Source organism: Streptomyces sp. cg35 (genome assembly GCF_050410835.1).
GTDB lineage: Bacteria > Actinomycetota > Actinomycetes > Streptomycetales > Streptomycetaceae > Streptomyces.
Genome location: NZ_CP191268.1, coordinates 4,353,943 through 4,379,907, shown reverse-complemented (window position 1 = coordinate 4,379,907; position 25,965 = coordinate 4,353,943). Strand labels below are relative to the sequence as shown.

Here is a 25,965-nt window from a genome sequence, read left to right as displayed (position 1 = left end):
GGCCTCCCTGTGAGGTCCGTTCCGCGTCTACTCCGCCGGGGGCTGCTGCCCCCGGCGCCTGCGTACCTGGTGCATGCGGAACGCCGCCGCCAGCACGATCAGGCCGACCCCCGCCGCGACCACGGCGATCGCGCCCGTCGACACCGACGTGACGTCGACGTCGAACGTCATCGGGTCGCCCCACGGCTTCCCGTCGGCCGTCGTGTAGAGCTGCGCGGTGAGCCGCGCCCGGCCGTTGGCCCGCGCGGTGACGCCGATGGGGGAGGTGTGGTTCGCGGATCCCGCGGCCTCCACGGACAGCTTCGGGTCGTTGACCTTCAACCGCTCCGCGTCACTGGAGGAGATCCGCAGTTCGAGTCCGGACACCGGCTGCTGCAGCCCGTTGTCGAGCGTCACCGGGATCGTCGCGTCGCCGGAGGTGACGGTGACGGTGGTCTTCGGGACGAGGCGCAGCGAAGCCACCGACGTCGACAGGAAACCGGACGTGCGCTGCTGGAAGGCCTGCTGCGCGTCGTCGTCCGCCGCACGCCAGGCCGTCGACAGGGCCCGGGCCATGGCCGCGTGCACCGACGCCGTGGTCGCCTTCGGATCGGCGAGCACCTTCGCCAGGGTGGCCAGACCGTCCAAGTCGCTTGCCACATCGGTCAGTTGGGCCGCGGTGAGTTCGCTGCCGCGCACCTTCGAGGGGTACGAGGCGCTGTCCGCCGCCCGGCCCTTCACCGGGTCGTTGTCGGCGGTGCGGATGCCCTCCAGGTCCAGCCAGCCCTCGTCGGTGCCGGAGTCGAGGGCCGCGCCGAGCGTGTTCGCCGCCGTGCCGGACAGATCGCGGGGCGGTACGAGGACGGGGCGGTCGTTCGCCTTGAGGAGCGCGGCGACGCGGGTGACCGCCGCCGGGTCGGGCGCGTCGGGGCCGTCCTCGAAGTCGCCGCTCGCGGACGCCGAGGGGCTCGGCGTGGCGGACGCCGTACCCGACGGGGACGCAGCGGCGGAGGGGGACACGGAGGCCGACGGGGACGGGGAGGCGTCCGGGTCCGGGTCCTTGATGCGGGACAGCGCCGACGTGAGATCCGTGTCGTAGGGCAGCGCCGTGACCTGGCCCGCGTCGTCGGCGTCGTCTGTGTCGTCGGCGTCGGCGTCGGCGTCGGCGTCGGTGCCGAGCGTCACCGGGTCCGGGCCCGCCGGGGTCAGGCCCTCCCCGGAGGCGAGCACCCGGGTCACCCCCACCTTCGTCCCCAGCCGGGTGACCGAGGTGTCCAGCGCGCCGTCCGCCGGCCAGCCGAGGCCGGGCCGGGTGCCGGTGCCGAGGATCCGGTCGACCCGCTCCTTCGCGTCGTCCGCGAGCCCCGCCACGACCTCCGTCAGATCGTCGGTGTCGGTGCCCGGGTGGTGCGCCAGCGAGGCCAGGTCCGCGTCCGCGTACGGCAGCAGCCACACGTCGCGCCCCTTCACCGCGTCCTTGAGCGCGGCCAGCCAGGACCGCGCGGCGCTCTGCCCGGTGCCCGGCGTGCTGTTCTGCGGATTGCTGGAGCCGTCGCTGCCCGCGACGCGGTAGCCGTTCGCCATCGCCTGCGCGGCGAGCACCAGGTCCGGGTCGAGGACCCAGCTGACCTCGCGTTCCCTGCCCGCGTCGACGACCTCCCGCAGCCGCCCGCCCGCCGCGAACAGCTCGGCCAGCGCGTCGTCGTCGAACACCGCCTTCGCGTCCGGACCCGAGCCGAGCGCCGCCGCCGTCATGTGCGGGGTCGCCATGACCGGCCAGACGACCGCCGCGTGCACGGGGGCGTCGTCCGCCGCCCGCGCCTGCGTGCCCGGCAGGGCCGACGCCCCGAGCACCACGGCGGACACGACCCAGGCCCGCGCCGCCCCGTATCTCGTCATGTCGTCCCGTACCTCCCGCTCGCGGTCACCCGCCCCTGAGGTAACACCGTGGAGGTGGCCGCTCCGGGGACCGCGCCGCCGGGCGGCGCGTCGGCGTCAGCCCTCCGTCGCCTCCAGCACGGCGCCGATCCTGAGCAGATTCCCGTCGGCGTCGACGAGCGCGAACTCCCGCATCCCGTACACCGTGTCGTCGGGCTCCACGAGGCGCGGCGTCGCGTACGGGTCCTCGCTCACACCCGTGCCCCGCCACTCCTCGTGCAGCGCGTCCACGACGTGCGCGCCGCCGTCGAGCCGCAGGTACACGGCGTGCGCGGTGCTCAGCGGGTCGGTGTCGGGGGCGTGGAAGAAATGCAGTTCGGCCTCGTCGCGGACGAGGATCAGATAGCCGTCGTCGGGGTAGTGGGCGTCGGCGGTGAAGCCGAGAGCCGCGTAGAAGGCGATCGTCGACGGCAGGTCGCGGCTCGGCATGATCGGGGCGAGGCGGCCGGTGAGAACGGTGCGGGACATCGGCGCTCCAGGGGCGTCGGAGGGGGAGCCGATGTCGCCCGATAGAGTGCGGCTCCCGTAACTTCACGTAACCCTCCCGAGCATGACGCACCACGTATGAGGTACCAGGCAGTGACTCCCGTGACTCCCGCCCCACCCGTCGTGACCGTTGTCGGGATCGGGGCCGACGGGTGGCCCGGACTGCCGGACACCTCCCGCGCCGCGCTGCGCGACGCCGAGGCCGTCGTCGGCGGCCCGCGCCAGCTCGCGCTGCTGCCCGCCGAGTGCGCCGGGGAGCGGATCCCCTGGCCGTCACCGCTGCGGCCCGCCGTGCCCGGCCTGCTCGACCGGTACGCCGGACGCCGCCTCGCCGTCCTGGCCAGCGGGGACCCGATGTTCTACGGGATCGGCCGGACGCTGACCGAGATCGCGGGCGCCGCCGCGGTACGGGTCCTGCCGCACCCCTCCTCCGTCTCCCACGCCTGCGCCCGGCTCGGCTGGCCCGTCGAGGAGACCGAGGTCGTCACCCTGGTCGGCCGTCCCGCGGACCGGCTCGCCGCCGTGCTGCACGACGGGCGCCGGGTGCTGGTCCTGTCGGCGGGGGCAAACACCCCGGCCGAGGTGGCGGCGCTGCTGACGGACCGCGGGTTCGGGCCCAGCCGGCTGACGGTCCTGGAACAGCTCGGCGCCGGCGCCGAGACCGCGTACTCCGGCACGGCGGCCGGCTGGGACCACGCGCCCGGCGACCCGCTGAACGTGATCGCCGTCGAGTGCCGCCGCGCCCCGGACGCGCTCCGCCTGGGCGCGGCGCCGGGCCTGCCGGATGCCGCGTACGAGCACGACGGGCAGCTCACCAAGCGGCACGTGCGCGCCGCGACGCTCGCCGCGCTCGCGCCCGCCCCCGGCGAACTGCTGTGGGACGTGGGCGGCGGCTCCGGCTCCATCGGCGTCGAGTGGCTGCGCACGCATCCGTCGTGCCGGGCGTACGCCGTCGAGCGCGACCCCGCGCGGGCCGAGCGGATCGGGCGGAACGCGGCCCGTCTCGGCGTACCGCAGCTCCGGGTCGTGACGGGACCGGCACCGGACGCGCTGGCCCAACTCCCCGCCCCGGACGCGGTGTTCATCGGCGGCGGGCTGACCGTGCCCGGCCTGCTGGAGGCGTGCTGGGCGGCGCTGCCGCCCGGCGGCCGCCTGGTGGCGAACACGGTGACGCTGGAATCGGAAGCACTGCTCGCCGACCGGTACCGGCGGCACGGCGGTGAGCTGGTGAAACTGTCCGTCGCGCACGCCGTGCCGGTCGGCGGCTTCACCGGGTGGCGGCAGGCGATGCCGGTCACGCAATGGTCGGTAACGAAAGCAGGGGCTGAGGAACGATGACCGTCTACTTCATCGGGGCGGGCCCGGGCGCCGCCGACCTGATCACGCTGCGCGGCGCGCGCACCCTCGCGGCATGCGGGGTGTGCCTGTACGCGGGCTCCCTCGTGCCCCGCGAACTCCTCGCAGAGTGCCCGCCGGACGCGCGGCTCGTCGACACGGCGAACCTCGATCTCGACGCCATCGAGGCGGAGTTCGCCGCCGCGCACGAGGCCGGGCAGGACGTGGCCCGGCTGCACTCCGGCGACCCGTCCGTCTTCAGCGCGGTCGCGGAACAGATGCGGCGCCTCGACGCCCGCGGCATCCCGTACGAAGTGGTGCCCGGTGTCCCGGCGTTCGCGGCGGCGGCCGCGGCGCTGAAGCGGGAGCTGACGGTGCCGACCGTCGGACAGACCGTCATCCTGACCCGCATCGCGCAGCAGGCCACGCCGATGCCGGCCGGCGAGGACCTGGCCACGCTCGGGGCTAGCGGGGCGCTGCTCGTCCTGCACCTGGGCGCGCGCTACGTCGACCGGATCGTCTCGGAGCTGCTCCCGCACTACGGCGCGGACTGTCCCGCGGCGGTCGTGGCGTATGCGAGTCGGCCGGACGAGCTGGTGCTGCGCGGGACGCTCGGGGACATCGCCGATCAGGTGAAGTCGGCGGGGGTGTTGCGGACGGCGGTGATTCTGGTGGGGCGGACGCTGGGGGCTTCGCAGTTCCGGGACAGTCATCTGTACTCGGTGGAGCGCGACCGGCACGTCTGCTGAGCCCACGGGGCGCTGCCCCGCGCCCCGCTCCTCAAGCGCCGGAGGGGCTTGACCGGGCTGATCTGCCCACTACCGTTCCGGCCCGGTCGATGCAGATGACGTCGACCGTCACCGGGGCCCCGCGGAGCACGAGCAGGGACTGGTCCCTGGCCTCCGTGGCGACCAGGTCGCCGAGGGGGACGTTCGCCGCCGCGCACAGCTGGAGCGCGGCCAGGCCAGTGTTGGCGGCGGCGACCTCGGCCGCGAGGTCCGGGCCCGCGCCGCCCTTCACGGCCAGCTCCGCGAGGAACCCCTTGTCCACCTGGGAACGCCCGGAGTGCAGGTCGAGATGGCCCGCCGCCAGCTTCGACAGCTTCGCGAAGCCGCCGCAGATCGTCAGCCGGTCCACCGGGTGGCGCCGGATGTACTTCAGGACGGCCCCCGCGAAGTCGCCCATGTCCAGCAACGCGTCCTCGGGCAGCGCGTATTCGCGTACGACCGTCTTCTCCGAGGTGGACCCCGTGCACCCGGCGACATGGGTCCGGCCCGCCGCCCGCGCCACGTCCACGCCGCGCCGGATCGAGTCGATCCACGCCGAGCACGAGTACGGCACGACGATGCCCGTGGTGCCGAGGACGGAGAGGCCGCCGAGGATGCCGAGGCGCGGGTTCCAGGTGGAGCGGGCGATCTCCTCGCCGTGGTCGATGGAGACGGTGACCTCCACGTCGCCGTGGCCCCCGCACGCGGCCGCCACCCGCGCCACGTGCTCCCGGATCATCTGCCGCGGCACCGGATTGATCGCGGGCTCCCCGACGTCGAGCGGCAGCCCGGGCCGGGTGACGGTGCCGACGCCGGGCCCGGCCCGGAAGACGACCCCGGACCCCGCGGGCAGCAGCCGCACGGTCGCGCGGACGAGGGCGCCGTGCGTGACGTCGGGGTCGTCACCGGCGTCCTTCACCACCCCGGCCGTCGCGGACGACGCCGTCAGCTCCTCGGCGGCCAGCGCGAACGCCGGGGTCTGCCCCTTCGGCAGCGTGATGGTGACCGGGTCGGGAAACTCCCCGCTCAGCAGCGCGGTGTACGCGGCGGTGGTCGCGGCGGTCGCACAGGCCCCGGTCGTCCAGCCGGGCCGCAGACCCGTGTGCTTGAGTTGGGCTCCGCGCCCGCCCTTCGCCTCAGCCGATTCGTCCATGGAGTTCCCCGATGCATGTACTCGTCCTCGGCGGAACGACCGAGGCCCGGCGGCTGGCCGAGACCCTGCACGCGCGGCCGCGGCTGCGCGTGACCAGCTCCCTCGCGGGCCGGGTCGCCGCGCCGCGGCTGCCGCCCGGCGAGGTGCGGATCGGCGGGTTCGGCGGGGTGGCGGGCATGACGGAGTGGCTGCGCGCGCACGCGGTCGACGCGGTCATCGACGCCACCCATCCGTTCGCCGGGACGATCAGTTTCCACGCGGCCGAGGCGGCCGCCACCGCCCATGTTCCCCTGCTGGCGCTGCGCCGGCCCGGCTGGGTCCCGGGCGAGGGCGACGACTGGCGGGAGGCCGGCTCGCTGGCCGAGGCGGCCGAGGCCGTACGGGGAGCGGGCCGACGGGTCTTCCTCACCACGGGCCGGATGGGTCTCGCGGCGTTCGCCCACATCGACGACGCCCACTTCCTCGTCCGCTCCGTCGACGCCCCCGAACCGCCGTGTCCCCCGCACATGGACGTCCTCCTCGACCGGGGCCCGTTCACCCTCGACGGGGAACGCGAGGTCCTCGCCCGGCACCGCATCGACGTCCTGGTCACCAAGGACAGCGGCGGCGCGGCGACCGCCCCCAAGCTGACGGCGGCCCGGGAGGCGGGCATCCCGGTGATCGTCGTGCGCCGCCCTCCGGTGCCGCAGGGCGTGGCGGTGGCGGCGACGGCGGAGGCGGCGGCCGAGTGGGCCGCCGCCCTCAGCGGGACGTGACCCTCACGCCTCCGGATACCGCCGCGGCGTCCACGCCACCGTCCGCCCGTCGCCCCGCGCCACGGCCTGCGTCTGGGACGAGCCCACGATGAGCAGGGTGCGCATGTCGACCTCGGACGGTTCCAGGTCGGTCAGGCGGACCACCCGCACCGACTCCTCGGGGCCGCCGACATCGCGGGCGACGATCACCGGGGTGTCGGGCAGGCGCAGTTCGAGCAGCAGCTCGCGGGCCTTGCCGACCTGCCAGGTGCGGCTGCGTGAACCGGGGTTGTACAGCGCCAGCACCAGATCGGCGGCCGCCGCCGTGCGCAGCCGCTCCGCGATGACCTCCCACGGCTTGAGCCGGTCGGACAGGGAGAGCGTCGCGTAGTCGTGGCCCAGGGGCGCCCCTGCCTTCGCCGCCGCCGCGTTGGCGGCGGTCACGCCCGGCAGGACGCGTACGGGCACGTCGGCGTAGGCGTCCTGCGAGGCCACTTCGAGGACGGCCGTGGCCATCGCGAAGACGCCCGGGTCGCCGCCCGACACCACGGCCACGCGCCGCCCGCGCCGGGCCAGGTCGAGGGCGAACTCGGCGCGCTCGGACTCCACCTTGTTGTCCGAGCCGTGCCGCCGCTGTCCGGGGCGGACCGGGACCCGGTCGAGGTAGGTGGTGTAGCCGACGAGGTCGTCCGCGTTGGCCAGCGCGCCGCGCGACTCGGGTGTCAGCCACGGCGCCCCGGCGGGACCGGTGCCGACGACGACGACCTCGCCGTGGTCGGGCGCCTCGGCCGGTTCGGCGTCGATGCGCGAGGGCAGCACCGCGACGGAGAAGTACGGGACGGACTCCGGGTCGATGTCGGTGAGCCGGCCGGTCCGCTCCCCCTTCATGAAGGCGCGCTCCACATACCTGGCGTCGTCCAGCCGGCCCGAACTCTCCAGCGCCGTACGGACCTTGGTGAACGTCCGGCCCAGCTTCATGACCACCGCCGAGTCGGCCGCGGCGATCCGCGCGGTCAGCTCGTCCTCGGGGAGCGTCCCCGGGATGATCGTCAGCGTCTCCTTGTCCTCGCACAAGGGCTCCCCGAGCCGGGCGGCCGCCGCGCTGACGGAGGTGACACCGGGGATGACCGTCGTGTCGTACCGGTCGGCGAGCCGCTTGTGCATGTGCTGGTAGGAGCCGTAGAACAGCGGGTCGCCCTCCGCGAGCACGGCGACGGTGCGGCCCGCGTCGAGGTGTGCGGCGAGCGTGGCGGCGGCTTCGGCGTAGAAGTCGTCGAGCGCGCCGCGGTAGCCGCCGGGATGGTCGGTGGTCTCCACCGTGAGCGGGTACATCAGCCGCTCCTCGATCTGGTCCTCGCGGATGTGCTCCGCGGCGATCGAGCGGGCGATGGACCGGCCGTGCCGGGCGCAGTGGTACGCGATGACGTCGGCCCCGGCGATGGCGCGGACGGCGGCGACGGTCATCAGCTCCGGGTCGCCGGGCCCGAGCCCGACCCCGTACAACCTGCCCGTGCGCGCGGGGGATTCGGTGCTGCTCATGCCTGGATCTCCACCTCGGTCGCGATGGCGTTGATCGCGGCGGCCGTGATGGCGCTGCCGCCACGGCGCCCGCGGACGATCAGGTACTCCAGCCCGAGCTCGTTCGCGGCCAGCGCGTCCTTGGACTCCGCGGCGCCGACGAACCCGACGGGGATGCCGAGGACGGCGGCCGGCCGGGGCGCGCCCTTCCCGATCATCTCGAGGAGGTGGAAGAGGGCGGTCGGGGCGTTGCCGACGGCGACGACGGCACCGTCCAGCCGGTCCCGCCACAGCTCCAGCGCGGCGGCGCTCCGCGTGGTCCCCAACTCCGCTGCGAGAGAGGGGACTTCGGGATCGTTCAGGGTGCAGATGACCTCGTTGTCGGCGGGCAGCCGCTTGCGGGTGACCCCGCTGGCGACCATCCGCGCGTCGCAGAGGATCGGCGCGCCCGCCCGCAGGGCGGCCCGGGCCTTCGCCACGACGCCGGACGAGTAGCCGATGTCCTGTACGAGATCCACCTGACCGCAGGCGTGGATCATGCGGACCGCCGCCTGGGCGACGTCGGCGGGCAGCGCCGCGAGTCCGTCCGCGGCCTCCGCTCGGATGGTGGCAAAGGACTCGCGGTAGATCGCCGCGCCGTCCTTCTCGTAGTCATACACGGGTTCGGCTCTCTCAAGTGGGTTGGGAGGTAGGGGGGTTGGTGATGTCGTACGTGCCGTCGGGGCGGGCCACGACGTCCACGTACGGTCCGGCCGGGTGCCCGCAGCGGCGCTCGCAGCCGGACCAGTAGGTGGGCAGGTGCGGGTGGCGCGCGGTGGCGTCGGCCCGTACGTCGGTGTGGGCCTTGGCGCATCCGGGCCGTCCGATGCAGGCGCCGGTCCTGGCCCAGGGTGAGTCGGGGTCGGTGACGAGCCCGGTCCGGTCCAGCTCTCCGGTGGGGGCGGGGCCGGCCCCGGGCACGACGATGCTCCGCCAGGGGGTCAGCCGTATTTCCTGGGCCGGGAGTTGTCCGGCCAGGTCGGTGAGGGCGGTCCATTGGCGCGGGGTGATGGTGCCGAAGGGGGCGATCACAGTGAGCGCGGCCGATCCAGCCCCTCCGTCCCATCCAGCCCCTTCGGCGTTTGAGGAGCGGGGTCCGGGGCGGAGCCCCGAGTCGTTCGCGGGTGCGCCGCCGTCGTGACGGAAGGGGCTTGCCTCGATGCCCGCAGAAGACAGACGGTCACCTGTCAGCACGGCCAACTCAGTTACAGGCAAGCCGAGTTCACGAACTCGCCACACCCGACGGCCCGTCACCTCGCGCGCGGCCGCCACGAAGACCTCCGCCGCGACAACCGCCCCCCGAGCCGCATCCGCGTACGGCACCAGGAACTCCGCCCCGCCGACGGAGAGCACCGCACCCCCACCGCTCACCCCTCGGACGAGCACGTCGGGCCCGAGCCCGGCGACATCCCCGCGCCCGTCGTCGAGCGCGAAGAGGAACCGCCCGGACAGCTCCGGAGTGACGGAACTCGCACACAGCGCCTCGTCGAGAGCGGTCAGCCAGGGGCGTACGTCGACGAATCCGGCCCCGTCGAGCCCCGACATCGGCGACGCCACCACGTTGCGGACCCGTTCGTGCGCGGCCGACGGCAACAGCCCGGCCGCCGCGAGGATCTCCGCCAACTCCCCGCCGCACCCGTCCCGCAGGCCGCGCAGCTGCACGTTCCCCCGCGAGGTGAGATGCAGTGCCCCGTCCCCGAGCCGGGCGGCCGCGTCGGCCAGCGCGCGCGCCTGCGGGACGCCGAGCACCCCGCCGGGAATGCGGACCCGTGCCAGGAACCCGTCGTCCGCCGCGTGCAGCCGCAGCGCGCCCGGGCAGGCGTCACCGCGGGACGAACCGGACGTACCGGTGCCGACGGATATGTGGGAGGCGGGCATGCCGGGGAGCATACCCATCGGCCTGTGACGGGCATCCCGTACCAGCTCACGCCCCGGACCCGTACGATGAACGGCGGCGGGCCGAACCGGTCCGCCACATCGCCAGCGACGGCGACAGGGGAGGAAGCCCGGTGCGATTCCGGCGCGGTCCCGCCACTGTGAGCCCCCACGTGGGGTGAGCCAGGAACTCCCGCCGTCCGTACTACCCGGGGCGCGGACACCCCGAGGAAGGCCAGTCGACGCATGCCCCAGCAGCAGCTCCTGCTCCTGTCGACATCCGACACCGACCTGCTCAGCGCCCGCGCGGCGAACGCCGCGAACGCCCCGGTCGGCTACCGCTTCGCGAACCCCTCCCGCCTTCCGCTCGACGATCTCGACGCCCTCCTCGACGGCGTCGGCCTCGTCGTCGTCCGCCTCCTCGGCGGGGTGCGCGCCTGGCAGGACGGCATCGACCGGCTCACCGCGGCCGGGCTCCCGATGGTCGTGCTCACCGGTGAACAGGCGCCGGACGCCCAGCTGATGGCGGCCTCCACGGTGCCGGTCGGCATCGCGGCCGAGGCCCACAAGTACCTGGCGCACGGCGGCCCGGCCAACCTCGACCAGCTGGCCCGCTTCCTGTCCGACACGGTGCTGCTCACCGGCCACGGCTTCGAGCCCCCGGCGGCCGCGCCGACCTGGGGCCCGCTGGAGCGCACCCCGGGCACGTCCGACGGCCCGACGGTCGCCGTGCTGTACTACCGCGCCCACCACATGAGCGGGAACACGGCCTTCGTGCACACCCTGTGCGACGCGATCGAGCGCGCCGGGGCCCGCCCGCTCCCGCTGTACGTGGCGTCGCTGCGCGCCCCCGAGCCGGAGCTGGTCGACGCCCTGCGCGGCGCCGGCGCCATCGTCACGACCGTCCTCGCGGCGGGCGGCACCCGTCCCGCCGAGGCGAGCGCGGGCGGCGACGACGAGTCGTGGGACGCGGGCGCGCTCACCCGGCTCGACGTGCCGATCCTCCAGGCCCTGTGCCTGACCTCGTCCCGCGCGGACTGGGAGGAGAACGACGAGGGCGTCTCGCCGCTGGACGCCGCCACCCAGATCGCGGTGCCCGAGTTCGACGGGCGCCTCATCACCGTCCCGTTCTCCTTCAAGGAGATCGACGAGGACGGGCTCCCGGCGTACGTCGCCGACGCCGAGCGCGCCGCCCGCGTCGCCGGGATCGCCGTGCGGCACGCCCGCCTCAAGGAGATCCCCGCGGCGGACAAGAAGCTGGCGCTCGTCCTGTCCGCGTACCCGACGAAGCACTCCCGCATCGGCAACGCGGTGGGCCTGGACACCCCGGCCTCCGCGATCGTGCTGCTCAAGCGGCTGCTCGACGAGGGCTACGACTTCGGGGACCCGGCCGGGATCCCGGGCCTGGCCTCCGGTGACGGTGACGAACTGATCCGCGCGCTCATCGACGCGGGCGGCCACGACCAGGAGTGGCTCACCGAGGAGCAGCTCGCCAAGAACCCGGTGCGCATCCCGGCCGCCGACTACAAGCGCTGGTACGCGACGCTGCCGCAGGAGCTGCGCGAGCAGGTCGAGCGGCACTGGGGCCCGCCGCCCGGCGAGATGTTCCTCGACCGCTCCCGCAACCCCGAGGGCGACATCGTGCTCGCGGCGCTGCGCCGCGGCAATCTGCTGATCCTCATCCAGCCGCCGCGCGGCTTCGGCGAGAACCCGATCGCGATCTACCACGACCCCGATCTCCCGCCGTCCCACCACTACTTGGCGGCCTACCGCTGGATCGCGGCCTCGGCCGACGACGGCGGCTTCGGCGCCGACGCGATGATCCACCTCGGCAAGCACGGCAACCTGGAGTGGCTGCCGGGGAAGAACGCGGGCCTGTCCGCGGCCTGTGCGCCCGACGCAGCCCTCGGCGACCTGCCGCTCGTCTACCCGTTCCTCGTGAACGACCCGGGCGAGGGCACCCAGGCCAAGCGCCGCGTGCACGCCACGCTCATCGACCACCTCGTCCCGCCGATGGCCCGCGCCGACTCCTACGGCGACATCGCGCGCCTGGAGCAACTCCTCGACGAGTACGCGCAGATCAGCGCGATGGACCCGGCGAAGCTCCCGGCGATCCGCGCCCAGATCTGGACCCTGATCCAGGCCGCGAAGCTCGACCACGACCTGGGCCTGGAGGACCGCCCGGACGACGACGGTTTCGACGACTTCCTGCTGCACGTCGACGGCTGGCTCTGCGAGGTCAAGGACGCCCAGATCCGCGACGGCCTGCACGTCCTCGGCCAGGCGCCGGCCGGCGCCGACCGCGTCAATCTCGTCCTCGCCATCCTGCGCGCCCGCCAGATCTGGGGCGGCAACCAGGCCCTGCCGGGCCTGCGCGAAGCCCTCGGTCTCGACGAGTCGAAGGCGACCCGGACCGACGCCGACGCGGCCGAGGAGGCGGCCCGCGCCCTGATCGAGGCGATGGAGGCGGCCGGCTGGAACCCGGACGCGCTGCCCGCCGACGTCTCCGAGCAGGTCCGCGCCATCCTCGACTTCGCCGCCCGCGAGGTCGTGCCGCGCCTCGACGCCACCACGGACGAACTCGACCACGCCGTAAGGGCGCTGGAGGGCCGCTTCGTCCCGGCGGGCCCGTCGGGCTCCCCCCTGCGCGGCCTCGTCAACGTCCTGCCGACCGGCCGCAACTTCTACTCGGTCGACCCGAAGGCCGTTCCCAGCCGGCTGGCCTGGGAGACCGGCCAGGCATTGGCGGAGTCGCTGCTGGACCGCTACAAGCAGGACAACGACGGGCAGTACCCGACCTCCGTCGGCCTCTCCCTGTGGGGCACGAGCGCCATGCGCACCGCGGGCGACGACGTGGCCGAGGCCTTCGCGCTGCTCGGCATCCGCCCGGTCTGGGACGACGCCTCGCGGCGCGTGACGGGCCTGGAGCCGGTCCCGTACGAGGAGTTGGGCCGCCCGCGCATCGACGTGACGCTGCGCATCTCGGGCTTCTTCCGCGACGCGTTCCCGCACACGATCGGCCTGCTGGACGACGCGGTGCGCCTCGCGGCGTCCCTCGACGAGCCGGACGAGCACAACCACGTCCGCGCCCACGCGCAGGCCGACCTCGCCGAGCACGGTGACGAACGCCGCGCCACCACCCGCATCTTCGGCTCCCGCCCCGGCACGTACGGCGCGGGCCTGCTCCAGCTGATCGACTCCAAGGACTGGCGCACGGACGCGGACCTCGCCGAGGTCTACACGGTGTGGGGCGGTTACGCGTACGGCCGCGGCCTCGACGGGAAGGCGGCCCGCGGCGAGATGGAGACGGCGTACAAGCGGATCGCGGTCGCGGCGAAGAACACGGACACCCGCGAGCACGACATCGCCGACTCCGACGACTACTTCCAGTACCACGGCGGCATGGTGGCCACGGTCCGCGCGCTGCGCGGCACCGCGCCCGAGGCGTACATCGGTGACTCGACGCGCCCCGAGACGGTCCGCACCCGCACCCTCGTCGAGGAGACCTCCCGCGTCTTCCGGGCCCGCGTCGTGAACCCCAAGTGGATCGAGGCGATGCGCCGCCACGGCTACAAGGGCGCCTTCGAACTCGCCGCGACCGTGGACTACTTGTTCGGCTACGACGCCACGACCGGCGTCATCGCCGACTGGATGTACGACAAGCTCACGGAGACGTACGTCCTCGACGAGACGAACCGCCAGTTCCTCTCCGAGGCCAACCCGTGGGCCCTGCACGGCATCGCCGAGCGTCTCCTGGAGGCCGAGTCCCGCGGCATGTGGGAGAAGCCGGACCCGCAGGTCCTGGAGGCGCTGCGCCAGGTGTACCTGGAGACCGAGGGCGACCTGGAGTCCGACGGGGCCGACGAGTAGCCGAAAGGTTGTACGGGGCCCGCGCGAAAGATGTCACAGCCGTCGCACGGCGAATATCCCTACCCGCGGGCCTCCTGGGTGACTTACGATGCAGCCGTCTTCGAGCCTGCGTTGACCAGTGGCTTCTCCGGTGGGGGGTACCTCCGGCGCCCGGACGTCCGTGAGCTCTCACAGCAGTACCGGCCGCACGTCCGCCGGTTCACCCAGGGGGTTCCACTCTCGTGCGCAGACGCGCTCTGTCCACCGCGACCGCCCTCGCGGTCCTCGCCGGTTCGGCCGCGCTCAGCGTGGCCGTGTCCGGCACCGCCGTCGCCGACTCGGCGAAGGCGCTCGGCGTCAAGACCGTCGCCGACATCGCCGTCGACGGCGTCCACCAGCGGGTCTACCTGTCCGCGCCGCAGGACGACGCCGTCGTCGTCACCGACTACTCCGGCACCGAGGTCAAGCGGATCACCGGCCTCGACGGCGTGCAGGGCCTCGCCCTGTCCGCCGACTCCGGGCGGCTGTACGCGGCCCTGCAGAACACCGACAAGATCGCCGCGATCGACACGGCCGACACCACCAAGGTCACCTCCTACGACCTGGGCGGCGCCGACGCCCCGACGGATCTCGCGGTGGCCGGTTCCACCGTGTGGTTCAGCTACGGCGCGTCCGCCGAGGGCTCCATCGGCTCCCTCGACCCCACGCAGGAGACTCCCGCGGTCTCGCTCGGCCAGTCCGGGCGGACCTTCTACGGGGCACCGGTCCTCGCCGTGTCCCAGGACGGTACCGAGCTCGCGGCCGGCGAGCAGGCCAGCAGCGGCGGCGTCGTCGCGGTCTACGACCTGAACGGCGGGACCGCCACCCAGCGCGTCGCCAAGGGCCTGGACGGCTCCTTCTACGACCAGCTCGCCTTCTCGCCCGACGGCAGCCAGCTGGTCACGGCCAGCGGCTCCCCGTACGAGCACCCGGCGTACGCGACGACCGACCTGAGCAAGGTGCACACCTACCCGTCGGGGGACTACGGCGCCGGTGTCGCCATCTCCCCCTCCGGCACGGTCGCCGCGGGCACCAGCTCCTGGTACCAGGACGACCTGCACCTCTACCGGCAGGGCGGCACCGAGGCGATCCGTACCTACGAGTTCGGCAACACCTCCACCACCAGCGGCGGCGACACCCTGATCGACGGGGTGCTGGCCTGGTCGCCCGACGGCTCGACGCTGTTCGCGGTCTCCGACAACTACAACGGGAACATCCGCTTCCACTCCTACACGGACCCGGACCGGACCGTTCCCACCCTGACGGTGAACGCCCCGTCCACCGCGACCCGCGCCACGTCCCTCACGGTCACCGGCAAGATCGGCTCGGCGGTCCCGTTCGGCGGCCCGGTTCAGCTGGCGGTCACCAAGACGGACCTCGACAACCCGTCCGGCAAGGCCCTCAAGACGGTCACCACCGCGGCCGACGGCACGTACTCCTTCACCGACACCCCGTCCGTCGGCGGCAAGGTCACCTACAAGGTCTCCTACGCGGGCGACGCGGACCACGCCGCCGTCAGCAGGTCCGACACGGTCGAGGTCTCCCGCAGCAGCACCGCGCTGACCCTCAACAAGAACAAGAGCGTCTACGAGTACGGTTCCGACGTCACGTTCACCGCCCACCTGGGCACGACGTACAAGAACCGCAAGGTGGAGATCTACGCCAACCCGTACGGCAGCGACAAGCCGAACAAGCTGGTGAAGTCCGGCACGGTCAACTCCAGCGGCAATCTCTCCGTCACGCTCGACCTGACCCGCGACGTCACGCTCTCCGCGGTCTTCGCGGGTGACGCCCGCTACCAGCCCAAGACGGTCACCAACACCGTCTACACGCGGGCCCGCGCCTCGGTCACCCTCTCGAACCACTACAAGACCGGGACCATCGGCTCGCACAAGTACTCCTACTTCCACAAGAAGTCGACGGTGTACGCGACGGCGTCGATGAACTACTACACGGGCCGCAAATTCCGCCTCGACCTCCAGGTCTACAGCGGTGGCGCCTGGCACTCCGGCGGCAGCGAGTACATCAAGCTCGGCAGCGCCGGCACGACCAAGGTGAACATGGGAGCGGTCGGCAGCGCGGGCTACAAGTTCCGCGTCCGCGCCGTCTACGTCAACGGGTCCTCCGGCGACAACGTCAACACGGGCAAGTACAGCAGCTGGAAGTACCTGTACTCGACGAACTGAACCTCCAGGGCCCGGGCCGCGCGGCGGCCCGGGCCCGCTGACACGTCCGGGCGGCGTGATCACGGATGCCGGGCTGCCGTGACGCCTACCCTGAGAGGGTCGCGCTGAGCGAAGGAGGAGGTCTGTCATGGCAGCTCTGCCGGTCCCGGAGCACTCGCCCGTGAGCTCCGGGCGTCTCGACGCCCGGGACATCGAGGAGGCCTTCACTCAGGTCAGCGCGGCCACCCCCAAGGGGTGGCGCGTGGAGTTGATCGAAGGGGAGATCCACGTGACGCCTCCGGCCAATGGCGAGCATGAGGAGTACGTGTCGGAGGTCAGCGGCCAGGTTCGTGATCACACCAAGGCCCATGGGCGCTACACCGGCATCGGCCTCAACGTGCCCGGCGCATCCCAGACCGGCCACGTGATCCCCGACCTCGTCGTCGCCCCCAAGGGCACCTTCGACAACAAGGAGGAGTGGCACGATGCGTCGGCCGTCCTGATGGTCGTCGAGGTCACTTCGGACTCCACCGTGGGGAACGACCGTGTCAAGAAGATCCGTGGCTACGCCCGTGCCGCCATCCCCGTCTACCTCCTGATCGACCGAGAAGCCGGACAGGTCACCGTCTGCACGGCCCCCGAGGGCGACGACTACACGACCAAGGCCTCGTACAAGACGGGCCTGGCCGTCCCCCTGCCCGAGCCCCTCGGCTTCGACCTGGACACCGCCGAGTTCTGAAGCCCGGTCGCCTTCCTACCGCAGCGTCGCCGTGAGGCTCCGCCCGTAGGCGTGCCGCGTGTGCACGTCGAGGCGCGTGCCGCCCGGTACCCGGGTCACCCGGACCGCGTCGTCGCCGGAGATCTTCCGCAGGGCACGGCCGGGCAGGACGAGGGTCACCGTGTCCCGCTCGGTCGTCGGGTCGGACACCGCGACCGTCACGTCCCCGTGCCGCCGGACCAGGACGGACGCCGGGCCCTCGACGGACAGGCCCGCCGTGTGATGGCGGCCGGACGTGAAGGTGTTCGCGGCGGTCAGGCCGAGGCCGCTGTGGTGAACGGCCTGCAGGCGAGGGGAGTTGGCGAGGACCCGGGCCCCGCGGTGCCCGCGCACCGCCGGCTCCGTCGCGTTCGGCAGCAGCGCGTACGCGAACGACGCGGCCGGTGATCCGGCGGGCTGCTCCACCGCCAGCGAGAAGACCTGCTTCGTCACCGCCGTGTCCGGGTTCGAGGTGCGCACGACCCGGCGGCTGCGCGTCACCGTGTCGAGCCGTGCCTTCGGCCGCGGCCCGTCCAGCAGGACGTACCCGACCGACGCGGCCCGTGTCGCGTTCTCCCACCGCACCCAGGTGCGTCCCTCGGTCACGGCGACCCGGTCGTCCGCCGCCGCGATCCGCGCGTCCAGCGTCGTCGTCACCGCCCGGCCGCCGCCCGGCGCGTCCCCGACCCCGGCGGCGAGCACCACGACCTCGTCGTCCAGCAGGAACCAGGACTTCGTGGCCCGCGCGCTCCGGTACGCCACGAAGTCCTCCGGCAGGACGCCCGCCCGCTTGTCGCGCCACGGCACGTCGTCGGAGAGCACCCATCCCACCGCGCCGTACGCGCCGAGCACGGCGCCGCCCGAGTACGCCTGGGTCGCCGTCGGGAAGTACACGTACGTGTTCTGGGACTCGCTCGACGCCGTGAAGTCCAGCGGGTGGTCCGGGTTGTCGTAGAACAGCTTGCCGTCGTACGACTCCGGTACCGTGCGCCGCTGTTCGACCGGTGCCGTGACGCCCGCGAGGCCGTACGGCGAGACCGTCGTGAAGTAGTCGACGCCGAACGCCTGCGTCTGGTCCTGGCCGGACAGATACAGGTGGTGCGCGCCGTCGCCCTGGAACCAGGGCAGCAGGTTCTCGCCGCTCATGTACTCGTACTTGCTGATCCGCCGTGAGCTGCGGGCCAGCGCGAAGGCGTAGCCGGGGCGGCGGTGCACGGTCCGGTCCATGGCGTTGAAGGCGACCGAGCGGGCCGGCGGGTTGAGGTCGGCGGCGGGGACCGAGGGGTCGGCGAGGACGTCGGTGTAACGGACGATGCTCAGCGGCGACACGAAGGCCGTCGGGTCGAGGGCGGCGCGGGACGTGGACCGGATGTGCTTCACATAGCTCTTGAGCGCGGTCGCGGTGTCCCCGGTCGCGAGCGAGGAGAGGTCGACGACGGCCTCGACGACGGTGGCGGCGTCGGCGTACCCGGTGCCGGTGCGGGACACCGCCCGGCCCTTGACCGCCTCCATCATCCAGCCCTCGAAGATCAGCGGCGCGAACCCGTCCCGCACCCACCCGTGCACGGTCGGCACCAGCTCCCCGCCGTGCGCGAACCCGGTCCCGTCGAGGATCTTCAGCGTCTGCACGACCCGGCTCAGCAGGCCCTTCCCGTACGAGCCGGTGTACGCGACCGAGGAGTGCTGGATGAACGACCCGTCGGCGTAGTGGCCGTCCGTCACCCCGTGGTCCAGGTGGTACGGGTCGATCGTCGCGAAGACGGTGAGCTGGTCGGTGAGCGCCTTGCGGATGCGGGCCTCGTCGGCGGTCAGGGCGCCCTGGAGGATGCGGTTGGTGGTGATGTCGGCGAGGTTGGCGCCGGTGTGGAAGCGGGAGTCGAGGTCGACGTCGCCGTCCTTGCCGTTGCGCAGGTAGGCGTCCATGGAGGCGATGTAGGTGCGTATCAGGTCGGCGGGGGCGCGGTCCGCGAGCAGGATCAGCGTTCTGCCGACGTGCTGGGATATGCCTATCTCCCAGGTGAACCAGTTGCCGTAGTAGCCCGCGGACTGGTCGCCGTAGTAGTGGTCGTGCAGCCAGGCGAGCTTGTCGAGGACCCGGTCCTGGGTCGCCGAACTCCCGTACAGGTCGGGGGAGATGCCGGGGGTGCGGGTGGCCAGGGCTATGTCGTACAGCCGTTGGTAGCTGGTGTTGAGGTTCGGGTCGCTGGTGCCGAGGGGGACTCCGGCGAACAGTTCGCCGTCGCCGGTCGCCGCGTCGAGTGCCGCCAGGTTCGTGCGGGCCGTCCGCTCGATCGCGGCGAGCTTGGCGGCGACCTCCGGGCGGGCGTTGGACTCCTCGTCGCCCGCGAGCATCGCGACGGTGTTGGCGGCCAACCGCGCGACGCCGTCGGCCACTTCGGCGGCGCCCGCCCATCCGGTGGGCACGGCGGCCAGGACCCCGGCCGCGGACAGCGCGGCGAGCAGGCGTCTCCGGGTGATCTCCATCGGGTCTTCTCCGTCCACGTGGTGTCACCGGGTCGGCTGGGCCTCGGCGGCGGGAGTCAAGCAGACGGCCAGGGCGGCGACAAGAGCGGGGACCCGCGGGGCGGCGCGCGGGCCGCGTCATGAATCCGCTCATTAATTCGCCCGTTCGCACTCAGCCCGACAAGGGCTTTCCATGATCAAAGTGCTGCTACCTTCCCGCATCGTGATCATTTCTGATATTTCCACGCAGAGGGACACCTTCCGGCCCGTCCTCCTGCGCCTGACCGAGGCCGACGACCGGGCGGCATTCGACGCGCTCGCCGCCTCGGGCGCCGTGCGGGAGACGCACGACCGCATCGACGAGCAGCTCGCCGAACTCGTGCGCTGCCTGCACCCCGCCGATGTCTTCACGGAAGCCGAACTCGACTTCGTCATCGACGAGTTGTGCGGGGGTGTCGAGCGGCGCCGCTACGGCACCTGGGCCTGGTACCCCTGGTCGGGCCGGCTCGTCCACGTCCTGCCGGAGCCCCAGTTCCGCCGGGTGCGCACCGACCGCAACCGCGACAAGATCACCACTGCCGAGCAGCAGCGTCTGCTCGGCCGCCGGATCGGCGTGATCGGCCTGTCCGTGGGCAACAGCGCCGCTCTGACCTGCGCCATGGAGGGCGTAGGAGGATCGTTCCGCCTGGCGGACTTCGACGCGCTGGGGCTGAGCAATCTCAACCGGCTGCGGGCCGGTGTCCACGACCTGGGCCTGCCCAAGACCGTGCTGTGCGCCCGGCAGATGTACGAGACCGACCCCTATCTCGACATCGAGCTGTGGCACGAGGGCATCACCGAGGACACGGTCGACGCCTTCTTCGGGACGCCCGACCGCCCCCTCGACCTGCTGGTCGAGGAGTGCGACACCCCCTGGGTGAAGGTCGCCGCCCGCGAGCACGCCCGCGCCCGCCGCGTCCCCGTCCTGATGGACGCCAACGACCGCGGCCTGCTGGACGTCGAGCGCTTCGACCAGGAGCCCGGCCGTCCCCTCTTCCACGGCCTGGCCGGTGACGTCACCGCGCGCGACATCCGCGCCCTCGACCCGGCGGGCACCCTCGCCTTCCTGCTGCAGGTCTGCGACGAGAGCCGGCTGAGCCCGGCGATGACCGACGCCCTCGGCCGGATCGGCCGCACCCTGTGCAGCTGGCCGCAGCTGGCCAGCGGCGTGATGCTCGGCGGCGCCCTGGTCACCGACGCCGCCCGCCGCATCCTGCTGGACCGGCCGGTGCCCTCGGGCCGCTACTACGTCGACCTCGAAGCCCTGATCAGTGCCGATCACACCCTCGACCCAGTCGGAGCCGCCCTGTGACCCACCTGCCCGAACTGCACGGCGAACACCTCTGGCTGCGCGAAATGCGCGCCACCGACCTCGCCCCCTTCGAACGCATCCACACCCACCGCGTCCTGACCCGCTACCTCGGCATCGACCGCATGGACGCCCGTCAGGCCCAGGACGCCTTCGCCCAGTGCCTGGCCCAGCCGTTCACCCACCCGCGGCGCAAGCACACCCTGGCCGTGTGCGCGCCCGGCGAGGAGACGATGGTCGGCACCATGGGCCTGCTCGTCGAGGAGTACGGGCGCAACGCCATGCTCACGAGCCTCGTCCTGCTGCCCGATGCCCCGGTGCGCGGCCACGGGCACGAGGCGGGCCGGCTGCTCATGGCCTATGCCTTCGGCCGGCTCGGCCTGCACCGCGTCTGGGCCGGCCACCGCACCGACCACGGCCGGATGCGGGAGGTGATGCTCGCGGCGGGCCTGCGCCCCGAGGCCACACTGCGCGAGCTGTTCCACACCCAGGGAGCCTGGCACGACGTCACCACGTACGCGGCCGTCGCCCACGAGTGGATCCCGCAGGCCGGTCCGGCCGAGCGGGCCATCCTGGACGGCGACGACGCACTGCTGATGGCCTGAGACGGCCCGAGGCCCGCGCGTGGCACGGGCCTCGGAGCTCGGTTCGCGGCGTCTCAGTCCTCGGGCGGCGGGGGCACCGGCGCCCCCGCGGGCGGCGGGATCTTCGCGTACGTACGGGAGACCGGGGTCTCGCCGGGCGCGGCCTCGTCGTGCTGCTCGGGCCGGTCCTCCGGCGGCAGCAGCGCGGCCCGCGCCGCCCCCGGGTCCCAGCCGGTCTCCACGACCCGCTTCTGCCACACGACGGCCGCGCCCAGGATGACCGCGCCGACCAGCAGCATCAGGATCACCCCGGCGATCTCACCGGCCTTGGCGACATTGCCGAGGATCAGGCCGAGCCAGCCGAAGTCCGCGTCGCCGAAGGTGGTGTTGGCCGTGCCGAAGGACCCCAGGACGCCCAGCAGGAACGCGGGCAGGAAGGTGATCAGCACGCCGTTGAGGAAGGCGCCGATCGCGGCGCCCCGGCGGCCGCCCGTCGCGTTGCCGAAGACGCCGGCCGCGCCGCCCGTGAAGAAGTGCGGGACGAGCCCGGGCAGGACGAGGGCCGTGCCGAACGCCGGGTTGAAGACCCCGGCCAGCAGCCCGAGGCTCACCAGGCCGCCGACGAACGAGCAGATGAAGCCGACGAGCACCGCGTTCTGCGCGTACGGGAAGACGATCGGCGCGTCCAGCGCGGGGATCGCGCCCGGCACGACCTTCTGCGCGATGCCCTGGAAGGCGGGCACCAGTTCACCCAGGATGGTCCGCACGCCGAAGAGGATCACGGCGACCGCGATACCGAACTGCAGACCCTGGTTGAGCGATGCCATCAGGTAGTTGCCCACGCCCGTGGACCCGGCGCCGCCGTCCGTGGCGAACGCCTTGAACGCCTCGGTCTTCCCCGCCTTCGCGAGGAACACGATGGCCATGATCATGTAGATGAGGACCATCGACAGGGCGGTGGCGACCATCGAGTCGCGCAGGAAACGCAGCCCCTCCGGCAGGTTCATCTCCTCGGTCGAGCGGCTCTTCTTGCCGACGACCTGGCCCGTGGCGCCCGACACGATGTACCCGGCGGTCCCGAAGTGGCCCACGGCGACGGTGTTGTTGCCGGTCACGCGTTTGGTCCAGGGGTGCGCGAAGGCGGGCATCGCGACGAGCATGATGCCGAGGAGGACGGCACCGGCCACGACCACGACCCAGGACGCCTGACCCGCGGTGGCCATCACCATGGTCAGCAGCGTGGCCATGAACAGCATGTGATGCCCGGTCAGGAACACGTACGACAGCGGTGTGAAGCGGGCCAGCAGCAGACTGATCAGGAAGCCGAGGATCATCAGCCACGCCACGCGCGAGCCGTACTCGGCCTGCGCGATGCCGACGATCGCCTCGTTGGTGGGGATCACGCCGTGCGAACCGGTCGCGCCGGTGATCATCGTGCCCAGCGGGGCGAGGGAGTTGGTGACCAGCGTCGCGCCCGCCCCGATCAGCAGGAAGCCGAGCGTGGCCTTGATGGCGCCGCCGATGACCTGGCCGGCGGACTTCTTCAGGGCGATGAGGCCGACGGCGGTGATGATGCCGATGAGGTAGGCGGGGACGCTGAGGATCTCGTTGACGACGAACTTCGCGATGTCGACGAGGACGTTCATGGGGACTCCAGGAGCGGGTGGGAGAAGGGGAGGTCAGACGTCGTAGAGGTCGCGCAGCGCGGAGTCGACCTCCTTGGTGCTGGTGAAGTCCTCGATCACCCGCACCGGGACCCCCACGTCCCCGAGGGTCCGGGCGATCTCCCGCGACGTCATGATGGCCACGGCCTCGGACGCCTTGCCCTTCGCGGAGATGGTGTCGGTCGCCTCGGTGGTGATGTACCGGCCCCATTTCCACCGGTCGAGCACCTTGTCCAGCGTCGACTTGAGGAACAGGCTCGTGCCGACGCCGTTGCCGCACACGGTCAGGATCTTGTGCATCCCGTGCCCGGAGGAAGCCTTGCCCTGGGCGGCCGGGGCCGCCGGAGCCGCCGCCTCGCCCCCGGTCTGCCCGGTCTGTCCGGTCTCCCTGGTTCCCCCGGCGAGGATCTCCCGCACCGCCTCCGGCGTCGGCGCCCGGTCCAGGCGTGCGGACGTGCCGCTGTCGGCGAGCAGCCGGGCCAGGGCGCCCATGGCCTGCGTATGGGCGCCGGAGTCGGTCGCCGCGAGGGCGACGACCAGGTGGACCGGGTCGTTCGTCTCGTGCCCGAAGTTCACCGGGGTCGCCAGGCGCACCCAGGACATGCCCGTGCGGTGCACCGCGGGGGAGGGCCGGGCGTGTGCGAAGGCGAAGCCCGGCGCGATGACGATGTAGGGCCCGTTCTCCTCGACGTTGCGGGCCATCTCCTCGGTGTACGCGTCCGTGCTCACCCCGGTCGCCACCAGAAGATCACCGGCCGCCCGGACCGCGCCGCGCCAGTCGGGGGCCGCCACGTCGAGCCGGATGGCCTCGACCGGAATCAGGTCACTCAGTTCACTCATGCGAGCAGTCGCCCCCGTCGTCCCGCGCCGTGTCCCGGCGACACGCGGCGGCGTGACACTTTCGTTATGGACCGTCGGACCGGCCGTAGGGGTGAACTCCCCGGAACCGGGCCGCCGGTGGGCCACCGGGCGGGCACGGCCGTGCTGCGATGGTCGGCCGACAGGCGGCTCAGCGCGGAAAGGACGCCCGAGAGCGTGACCAGGAGCGGAAGCGAGCACGGCGGTCCGGCACGCGGAGGGGTCCCGCCGCTGCTGCGGTGGCTGCCGTGGGCGGTGCTGGTCATCGCCCTGGCCCTGGAGCTGGTGACACCCTCGGCGGTGCGCGCGACGCCGCTCTTCGCGCTGGCCTGTGTGTCGGCGGGCGCGTTCCTGTCGCTGCGGTCCACGCTGGCGGTGTCGGTGACCGCCCTCCTCCTGGAGCTGCTGATCACCGGGCTGCTCGGCACCGAGCGCCAGATCCACGAGTACGTCGACGCGCTGAACGTGCTGCTCGCCGGCGTGGTCGGTGTCGTCGCCAACCGGCTGCGCTACCGCTACGGCAGCCGGCTCGCCGCGGCCCGCGAGGTCGCCGAGGCCGCCCAGCTGGCGGTGCTTCCGGCCCCGCCCGCCGACCTCGCCGGGACCCGGGTCGCCGTCGACTACCGCACGGCGCAGAGCGAGACCCGGATCGGCGGCGACTTCTACGCGGCGCTCGCCACGCCGTGGGGCGTGCGGTTCGTCGCCGGGGACGTACGGGGCAAGGGGCTCGGGGCGGTGGGCCTCGTGGCGATCCTGCTGGGGGCGTTCCGGGAGGCGGCCGTGCGGGTGCCGGGCCTCGACGAGGTGGCGCGGCGGATGGACGAGGCCGCGGTGCGCGAGGCCGAGCGGCGCGGCGGCGAGGAGCTGTGGGAGGGCTTCGCGACGGCGGTGCTGGCCGAACTGCCCCGCACGGCGCCGGGCACCCTGCGGCTGCTGAGCCGCGGTCACCCGGCCCCGTACCTGTTCGCCGCCGACGGGTCGGTACGTGAACTGCCCGCCGCGCGGCCGGGGCTGCCGCTCGGCCTGGGGCTGCCCGGGGCGCCGGGGCCGGTCGCCGAGGAGTTCGCCCTGCCGCCGGGCGCCCTCGTCCTGCTGGTCACCGACGGGGTGACCGAGGCGCGCGACGGCGACGGCACGTTCTTCGACCCGGCCCGCCATCTCACCGGCGCCGCTCCGGCCGATCCGGCGGCCCTGCTCCGGACGGTGCTGGCCGCCGTGGCGGAGTGGACGGACGGCGACCGGGACGACGACATGGCGCTGCTGGCCTTCGCCCCGTGACCGGTGCGGCGGGCCGCGGCCTCAGCGCCGCACGGCTCCCCGGGCGACCGACGACAGCAGCGAGCCGATCGCGATCCCGATGACCAGGTAGACGGCCGCGGTGCCGAGCTTCGCGTCCAGCGGCAGCCCCGTGGTGAAGGGCAGCAGCACCATGACGGCCGTGGCCAGCGCGATGATCCAGGAGAAGAAGCGCTCCGGACGCGGGGTCGCCGCGATGAGCAGGTGCAGCAGGGCCGTCGCCGCGAGCGCCGCGAGCGCGGCACCGCCCGCGAGGGCGGCGGTCGAGGCGTCGCCCATCGCCCCGTCGCCCTCGGGCGCGAACACGGCGACGCCGAGGACACCGCGGACCAGCAGCAGCGCGACCACCGCGGTGAGCGCGGCCACCACGGCGGTCATCAGTCCGCCCGCCCACAGCTTGCCCGCGTCGAGGCGGGGCGCCGGGGGCGGGGCGGTGGGTTGTGCGGGAATCGGTGGTCCGCCGTACGAGGTGTTCTGCCGTCCGTACGGGCTGTTCGAGGGGTCCACGCGGTTCCGCTCCTCTCAGCGTGTGCGACGGCGCGTGCACCGGTCGCCCGCGCCGTCGAATTCCGGTGCCGGAATGTGCTGTGCGCCGGTCAGGCGAGCAGCTTGGTCTTCGCCTTGCCGAATTCCTCGTCGGTGAGCGCACCGGATCGGTGCAGTTCGGCCAGCTTGGCGAGTTCGTCGGTCCCGCTCGTCCCGGAACTCGTCCCGCCGTTGGTCTCCGCCGCGGTTTTCCGGATGTAGTCCTTGAAGGCCGTTTCCCGTTCCTGCGCCTGTTTCACATCGCGTTTGCCCATGCCGCGTCCCCGCACGATGACGTAGACGAGGACGCCGATGTACGGCAGGACGATGCAGAAAATCAGCCAGCCGGCCTTGCCCCAGCCGTTCAGCTCCTCATCACGGAAAACGTCCATGACGACGCGGAACAGCAGGAACAGCCACACGATCCACAGGAAGAAGTACAGCATGGTGAGAAAGAGGTCGAGCAGTGGATAGTCGTCCATGGATTCCTCTTTCCGGTCGAAGCGGGCGATGGTGCCGAGAAGTATCCCGCTTCCTTTCGGCTCGCGCATTTCGAGAGGAACCCAGAGGAGCCCAGGGGGCGACAGGGCCGA

General features: G+C 72.9%; 20 protein-coding genes and 1 riboswitch. Of the genes, 9 read left to right on the top strand and 11 right to left on the bottom strand.

Annotation, left to right across the window (positions count from 1 at the left end; translation table 11 throughout):
* Positions 1-27: 27 nt before the first annotated feature.
* Positions 28-1,878: a DUF6049 family protein gene (locus ACQUQD_RS19845; RefSeq protein WP_428953459.1), complete on the bottom strand. Its 1,851-nt coding sequence runs from the start codon at positions 1,876-1,878 to the stop codon at positions 28-30.
* Between the two features lie 96 nt (positions 1,879-1,974).
* Positions 1,975-2,385 carry a bleomycin resistance protein gene (locus tag ACQUQD_RS19840; protein WP_428953458.1) on the bottom strand — a complete coding sequence of 137 codons (411 nt, stop codon included), beginning with the start codon at positions 2,383-2,385 and terminating at the stop codon, positions 1,975-1,977.
* Between the two features lie 96 nt (positions 2,386-2,481).
* Here ACQUQD_RS19840 and cbiE point away from each other — a divergent pair, with 96 nt between their 5' ends.
* Together cbiE and cobM are read left to right on the top strand one after the other, a co-directional pair.
* Complete coding sequence (cbiE, locus tag ACQUQD_RS19835) at positions 2,482-3,741, top strand: precorrin-6y C5,15-methyltransferase (decarboxylating) subunit CbiE (RefSeq protein ID WP_428953457.1); 1,260 nt, start codon at positions 2,482-2,484, stop codon at positions 3,739-3,741.
* The gene (gene cobM / locus ACQUQD_RS19830) at positions 3,738-4,487 is read left to right on the top strand and encodes a precorrin-4 C(11)-methyltransferase (RefSeq protein ID WP_428953456.1); all 750 of its coding nucleotides are present in this window, start codon (positions 3,738-3,740) and stop codon (positions 4,485-4,487) included. The genes cbiE and cobM overlap by 4 nt, the downstream gene beginning before the upstream one ends.
* A 31-nt stretch (positions 4,488-4,518) precedes the next feature.
* Here cobM and ACQUQD_RS19825 read toward each other — a convergent pair whose 3' ends face one another.
* Complete coding sequence (locus tag ACQUQD_RS19825) at positions 4,519-5,658, bottom strand: cobalt-precorrin-5B (C(1))-methyltransferase (protein WP_428953455.1); 1,140 nt, start codon at positions 5,656-5,658, stop codon at positions 4,519-4,521.
* Positions 5,659-5,669: 11 nt separating this feature from the next.
* Here ACQUQD_RS19825 and ACQUQD_RS19820 point away from each other — a divergent pair, with 11 nt between their 5' ends.
* Complete coding sequence (locus ACQUQD_RS19820; protein WP_428953454.1) at positions 5,670-6,413, top strand: cobalt-precorrin-6A reductase; 744 nt, start codon at positions 5,670-5,672, stop codon at positions 6,411-6,413.
* A 3-nt stretch (positions 6,414-6,416) separates the two neighbouring features.
* On the opposite strand, the gene ACQUQD_RS19815 is transcribed toward ACQUQD_RS19820, so the two are convergent.
* The 3 genes from ACQUQD_RS19815 to ACQUQD_RS19805 are packed head-to-tail and all read right to left on the bottom strand — an operon-like array spanning position 6,417 to position 9,827.
* A complete protein-coding gene (locus tag ACQUQD_RS19815) occupies positions 6,417-7,931 on the bottom strand; it encodes a precorrin-2 C(20)-methyltransferase (RefSeq protein WP_428953453.1) in 1,515 nt (504 codons plus the stop codon).
* Positions 7,928-8,569, bottom strand: coding sequence for a precorrin-8X methylmutase (locus ACQUQD_RS19810; protein WP_428953452.1), 642 nt, complete (start codon positions 8,567-8,569; stop codon positions 7,928-7,930). Before ACQUQD_RS19810 ends, ACQUQD_RS19815 begins: the two co-directional genes overlap by 4 nt.
* A 13-nt stretch (positions 8,570-8,582) precedes the next feature.
* The gene (locus ACQUQD_RS19805) at positions 8,583-9,827 is read right to left on the bottom strand and encodes a cobalamin biosynthesis protein CobG (protein WP_428953451.1); all 1,245 of its coding nucleotides are present in this window, start codon (positions 9,825-9,827) and stop codon (positions 8,583-8,585) included.
* Positions 9,828-9,926: 99 nt separating this feature from the next.
* Positions 9,927-10,017: riboswitch (cobalamin riboswitch) on the top strand.
* A gap of 53 nt (positions 10,018-10,070) precedes the next feature.
* Here ACQUQD_RS19805 and cobN point away from each other — a divergent pair.
* The 3 genes from cobN to ACQUQD_RS19790 all read left to right on the top strand — a co-directional run bounded on the left by cobN (position 10,071) and on the right by ACQUQD_RS19790 (position 16,616).
* Entirely contained in the window at positions 10,071-13,694 is a 3,624-nt protein-coding gene (cobN, locus tag ACQUQD_RS19800) for a cobaltochelatase subunit CobN (protein ID WP_428953450.1), read from the top strand.
* Between the two features lie 221 nt (positions 13,695-13,915).
* Positions 13,916-15,898 carry a WD40 repeat domain-containing protein gene (locus ACQUQD_RS19795; RefSeq protein ID WP_428953448.1) on the top strand — a complete coding sequence of 661 codons (1,983 nt, stop codon included), beginning with the start codon at positions 13,916-13,918 and terminating at the stop codon, positions 15,896-15,898.
* Positions 15,899-16,025: 127 nt separating this feature from the next.
* Positions 16,026-16,616, top strand: coding sequence for a Uma2 family endonuclease (locus ACQUQD_RS19790; protein WP_428953447.1), 591 nt, complete (start codon positions 16,026-16,028; stop codon positions 16,614-16,616).
* 15 nt (positions 16,617-16,631) lie between these two features.
* On the opposite strand, the gene ACQUQD_RS19785 is transcribed toward ACQUQD_RS19790, so the two are convergent.
* The gene (locus ACQUQD_RS19785) at positions 16,632-19,118 is read right to left on the bottom strand and encodes a polysaccharide lyase family 8 super-sandwich domain-containing protein (protein ID WP_428953446.1); all 2,487 of its coding nucleotides are present in this window, start codon (positions 19,116-19,118) and stop codon (positions 16,632-16,634) included.
* A gap of 202 nt (positions 19,119-19,320) precedes the next feature.
* Between ACQUQD_RS19785 and ACQUQD_RS19780 the strand changes: the two genes are divergently transcribed.
* Together ACQUQD_RS19780 and ACQUQD_RS19775 are read left to right on the top strand one after the other, a co-directional pair.
* The gene (locus tag ACQUQD_RS19780) at positions 19,321-20,448 is read left to right on the top strand and encodes a ThiF family adenylyltransferase (protein WP_428953445.1); all 1,128 of its coding nucleotides are present in this window, start codon (positions 19,321-19,323) and stop codon (positions 20,446-20,448) included.
* Positions 20,445-21,050 (top strand): GNAT family N-acetyltransferase, encoded by a 606-nt coding sequence (locus tag ACQUQD_RS19775; protein ID WP_428953444.1) that lies wholly within the window; start codon positions 20,445-20,447, stop codon positions 21,048-21,050. The genes ACQUQD_RS19780 and ACQUQD_RS19775 overlap by 4 nt, the downstream gene beginning before the upstream one ends.
* A gap of 53 nt (positions 21,051-21,103) precedes the next feature.
* Here the strand turns inward: ACQUQD_RS19775 and ACQUQD_RS19770 are convergent, their stop codons facing one another.
* Both ACQUQD_RS19770 and ACQUQD_RS19765 read right to left on the bottom strand, forming a co-directional pair.
* A complete protein-coding gene (locus ACQUQD_RS19770) occupies positions 21,104-22,675 on the bottom strand; it encodes a PTS ascorbate transporter subunit IIC (protein ID WP_428953443.1) in 1,572 nt (523 codons plus the stop codon).
* Between the two features lie 33 nt (positions 22,676-22,708).
* On the bottom strand, positions 22,709-23,533 hold the full coding sequence (locus ACQUQD_RS19765; protein WP_428953442.1) for a PTS sugar transporter subunit IIA: 825 nt from the start codon (positions 23,531-23,533) through the stop codon (positions 22,709-22,711).
* Positions 23,534-23,728: 195 nt separating this feature from the next.
* Here ACQUQD_RS19765 and ACQUQD_RS19760 point away from each other — a divergent pair, with 195 nt between their 5' ends.
* Entirely contained in the window at positions 23,729-24,829 is a 1,101-nt protein-coding gene (locus ACQUQD_RS19760) for a PP2C family protein-serine/threonine phosphatase (RefSeq protein WP_428953441.1), read from the top strand.
* 21 nt (positions 24,830-24,850) lie between these two features.
* On the opposite strand, the gene ACQUQD_RS19755 is transcribed toward ACQUQD_RS19760, so the two are convergent.
* Positions 24,851-25,354 carry a DUF6069 family protein gene (locus ACQUQD_RS19755; protein ID WP_428953440.1) on the bottom strand — a complete coding sequence of 168 codons (504 nt, stop codon included), beginning with the start codon at positions 25,352-25,354 and terminating at the stop codon, positions 24,851-24,853.
* 89 nt (positions 25,355-25,443) lie between these two features.
* Positions 25,444-25,854, bottom strand: a complete 411-nt coding sequence (locus ACQUQD_RS19750) for an SHOCT domain-containing protein (RefSeq protein WP_428957603.1) — start codon at positions 25,852-25,854, stop codon at positions 25,444-25,446.
* Positions 25,855-25,965 lie beyond the last annotated feature (111 nt).

Bases quoted from the DNA above. Each gene is read 5' to 3' on its own strand.
- ACQUQD_RS19840 (WP_428953458.1), bottom strand. From the start codon at position 2,385: ATGTCCCGCACCGTTCTCACCGGCCGCCTCGCCCCGATCATGCCGAGC.
- cobN (WP_428953450.1), top strand. From the start codon at position 10,071: ATGCCCCAGCAGCAGCTCCTGCTCCTGTCGACATCCGACACCGACCTG.
- ACQUQD_RS19845 (WP_428953459.1), bottom strand. From the start codon at position 1,878: ATGACGAGATACGGGGCGGCGCGGGCCTGGGTCGTGTCCGCCGTGGTG.
- ACQUQD_RS19825 (WP_428953455.1), bottom strand. From the start codon at position 5,658: ATGGACGAATCGGCTGAGGCGAAGGGCGGGCGCGGAGCCCAACTCAAG.
- ACQUQD_RS19770 (WP_428953443.1), bottom strand. From the start codon at position 22,675: ATGAACGTCCTCGTCGACATCGCGAAGTTCGTCGTCAACGAGATCCTC.
- cobM (WP_428953456.1), top strand. From the start codon at position 3,738: ATGACCGTCTACTTCATCGGGGCGGGCCCGGGCGCCGCCGACCTGATC.
- ACQUQD_RS19785 (WP_428953446.1), bottom strand. From the start codon at position 19,118: ATGGAGATCACCCGGAGACGCCTGCTCGCCGCGCTGTCCGCGGCCGGG.
- ACQUQD_RS19750 (WP_428957603.1), bottom strand. From the start codon at position 25,854: ATGGACGACTATCCACTGCTCGACCTCTTTCTCACCATGCTGTACTTC.
- ACQUQD_RS19790 (WP_428953447.1), top strand. From the start codon at position 16,026: ATGGCAGCTCTGCCGGTCCCGGAGCACTCGCCCGTGAGCTCCGGGCGT.
- ACQUQD_RS19805 (WP_428953451.1), bottom strand. From the start codon at position 9,827: ATGCCCGCCTCCCACATATCCGTCGGCACCGGTACGTCCGGTTCGTCC.
- cbiE (WP_428953457.1), top strand. From the start codon at position 2,482: ATGAGGTACCAGGCAGTGACTCCCGTGACTCCCGCCCCACCCGTCGTG.
- ACQUQD_RS19815 (WP_428953453.1), bottom strand. From the start codon at position 7,931: ATGAGCAGCACCGAATCCCCCGCGCGCACGGGCAGGTTGTACGGGGTC.
- ACQUQD_RS19820 (WP_428953454.1), top strand. From the start codon at position 5,670: ATGCATGTACTCGTCCTCGGCGGAACGACCGAGGCCCGGCGGCTGGCC.
- ACQUQD_RS19765 (WP_428953442.1), bottom strand. From the start codon at position 23,533: ATGAGTGAACTGAGTGACCTGATTCCGGTCGAGGCCATCCGGCTCGAC.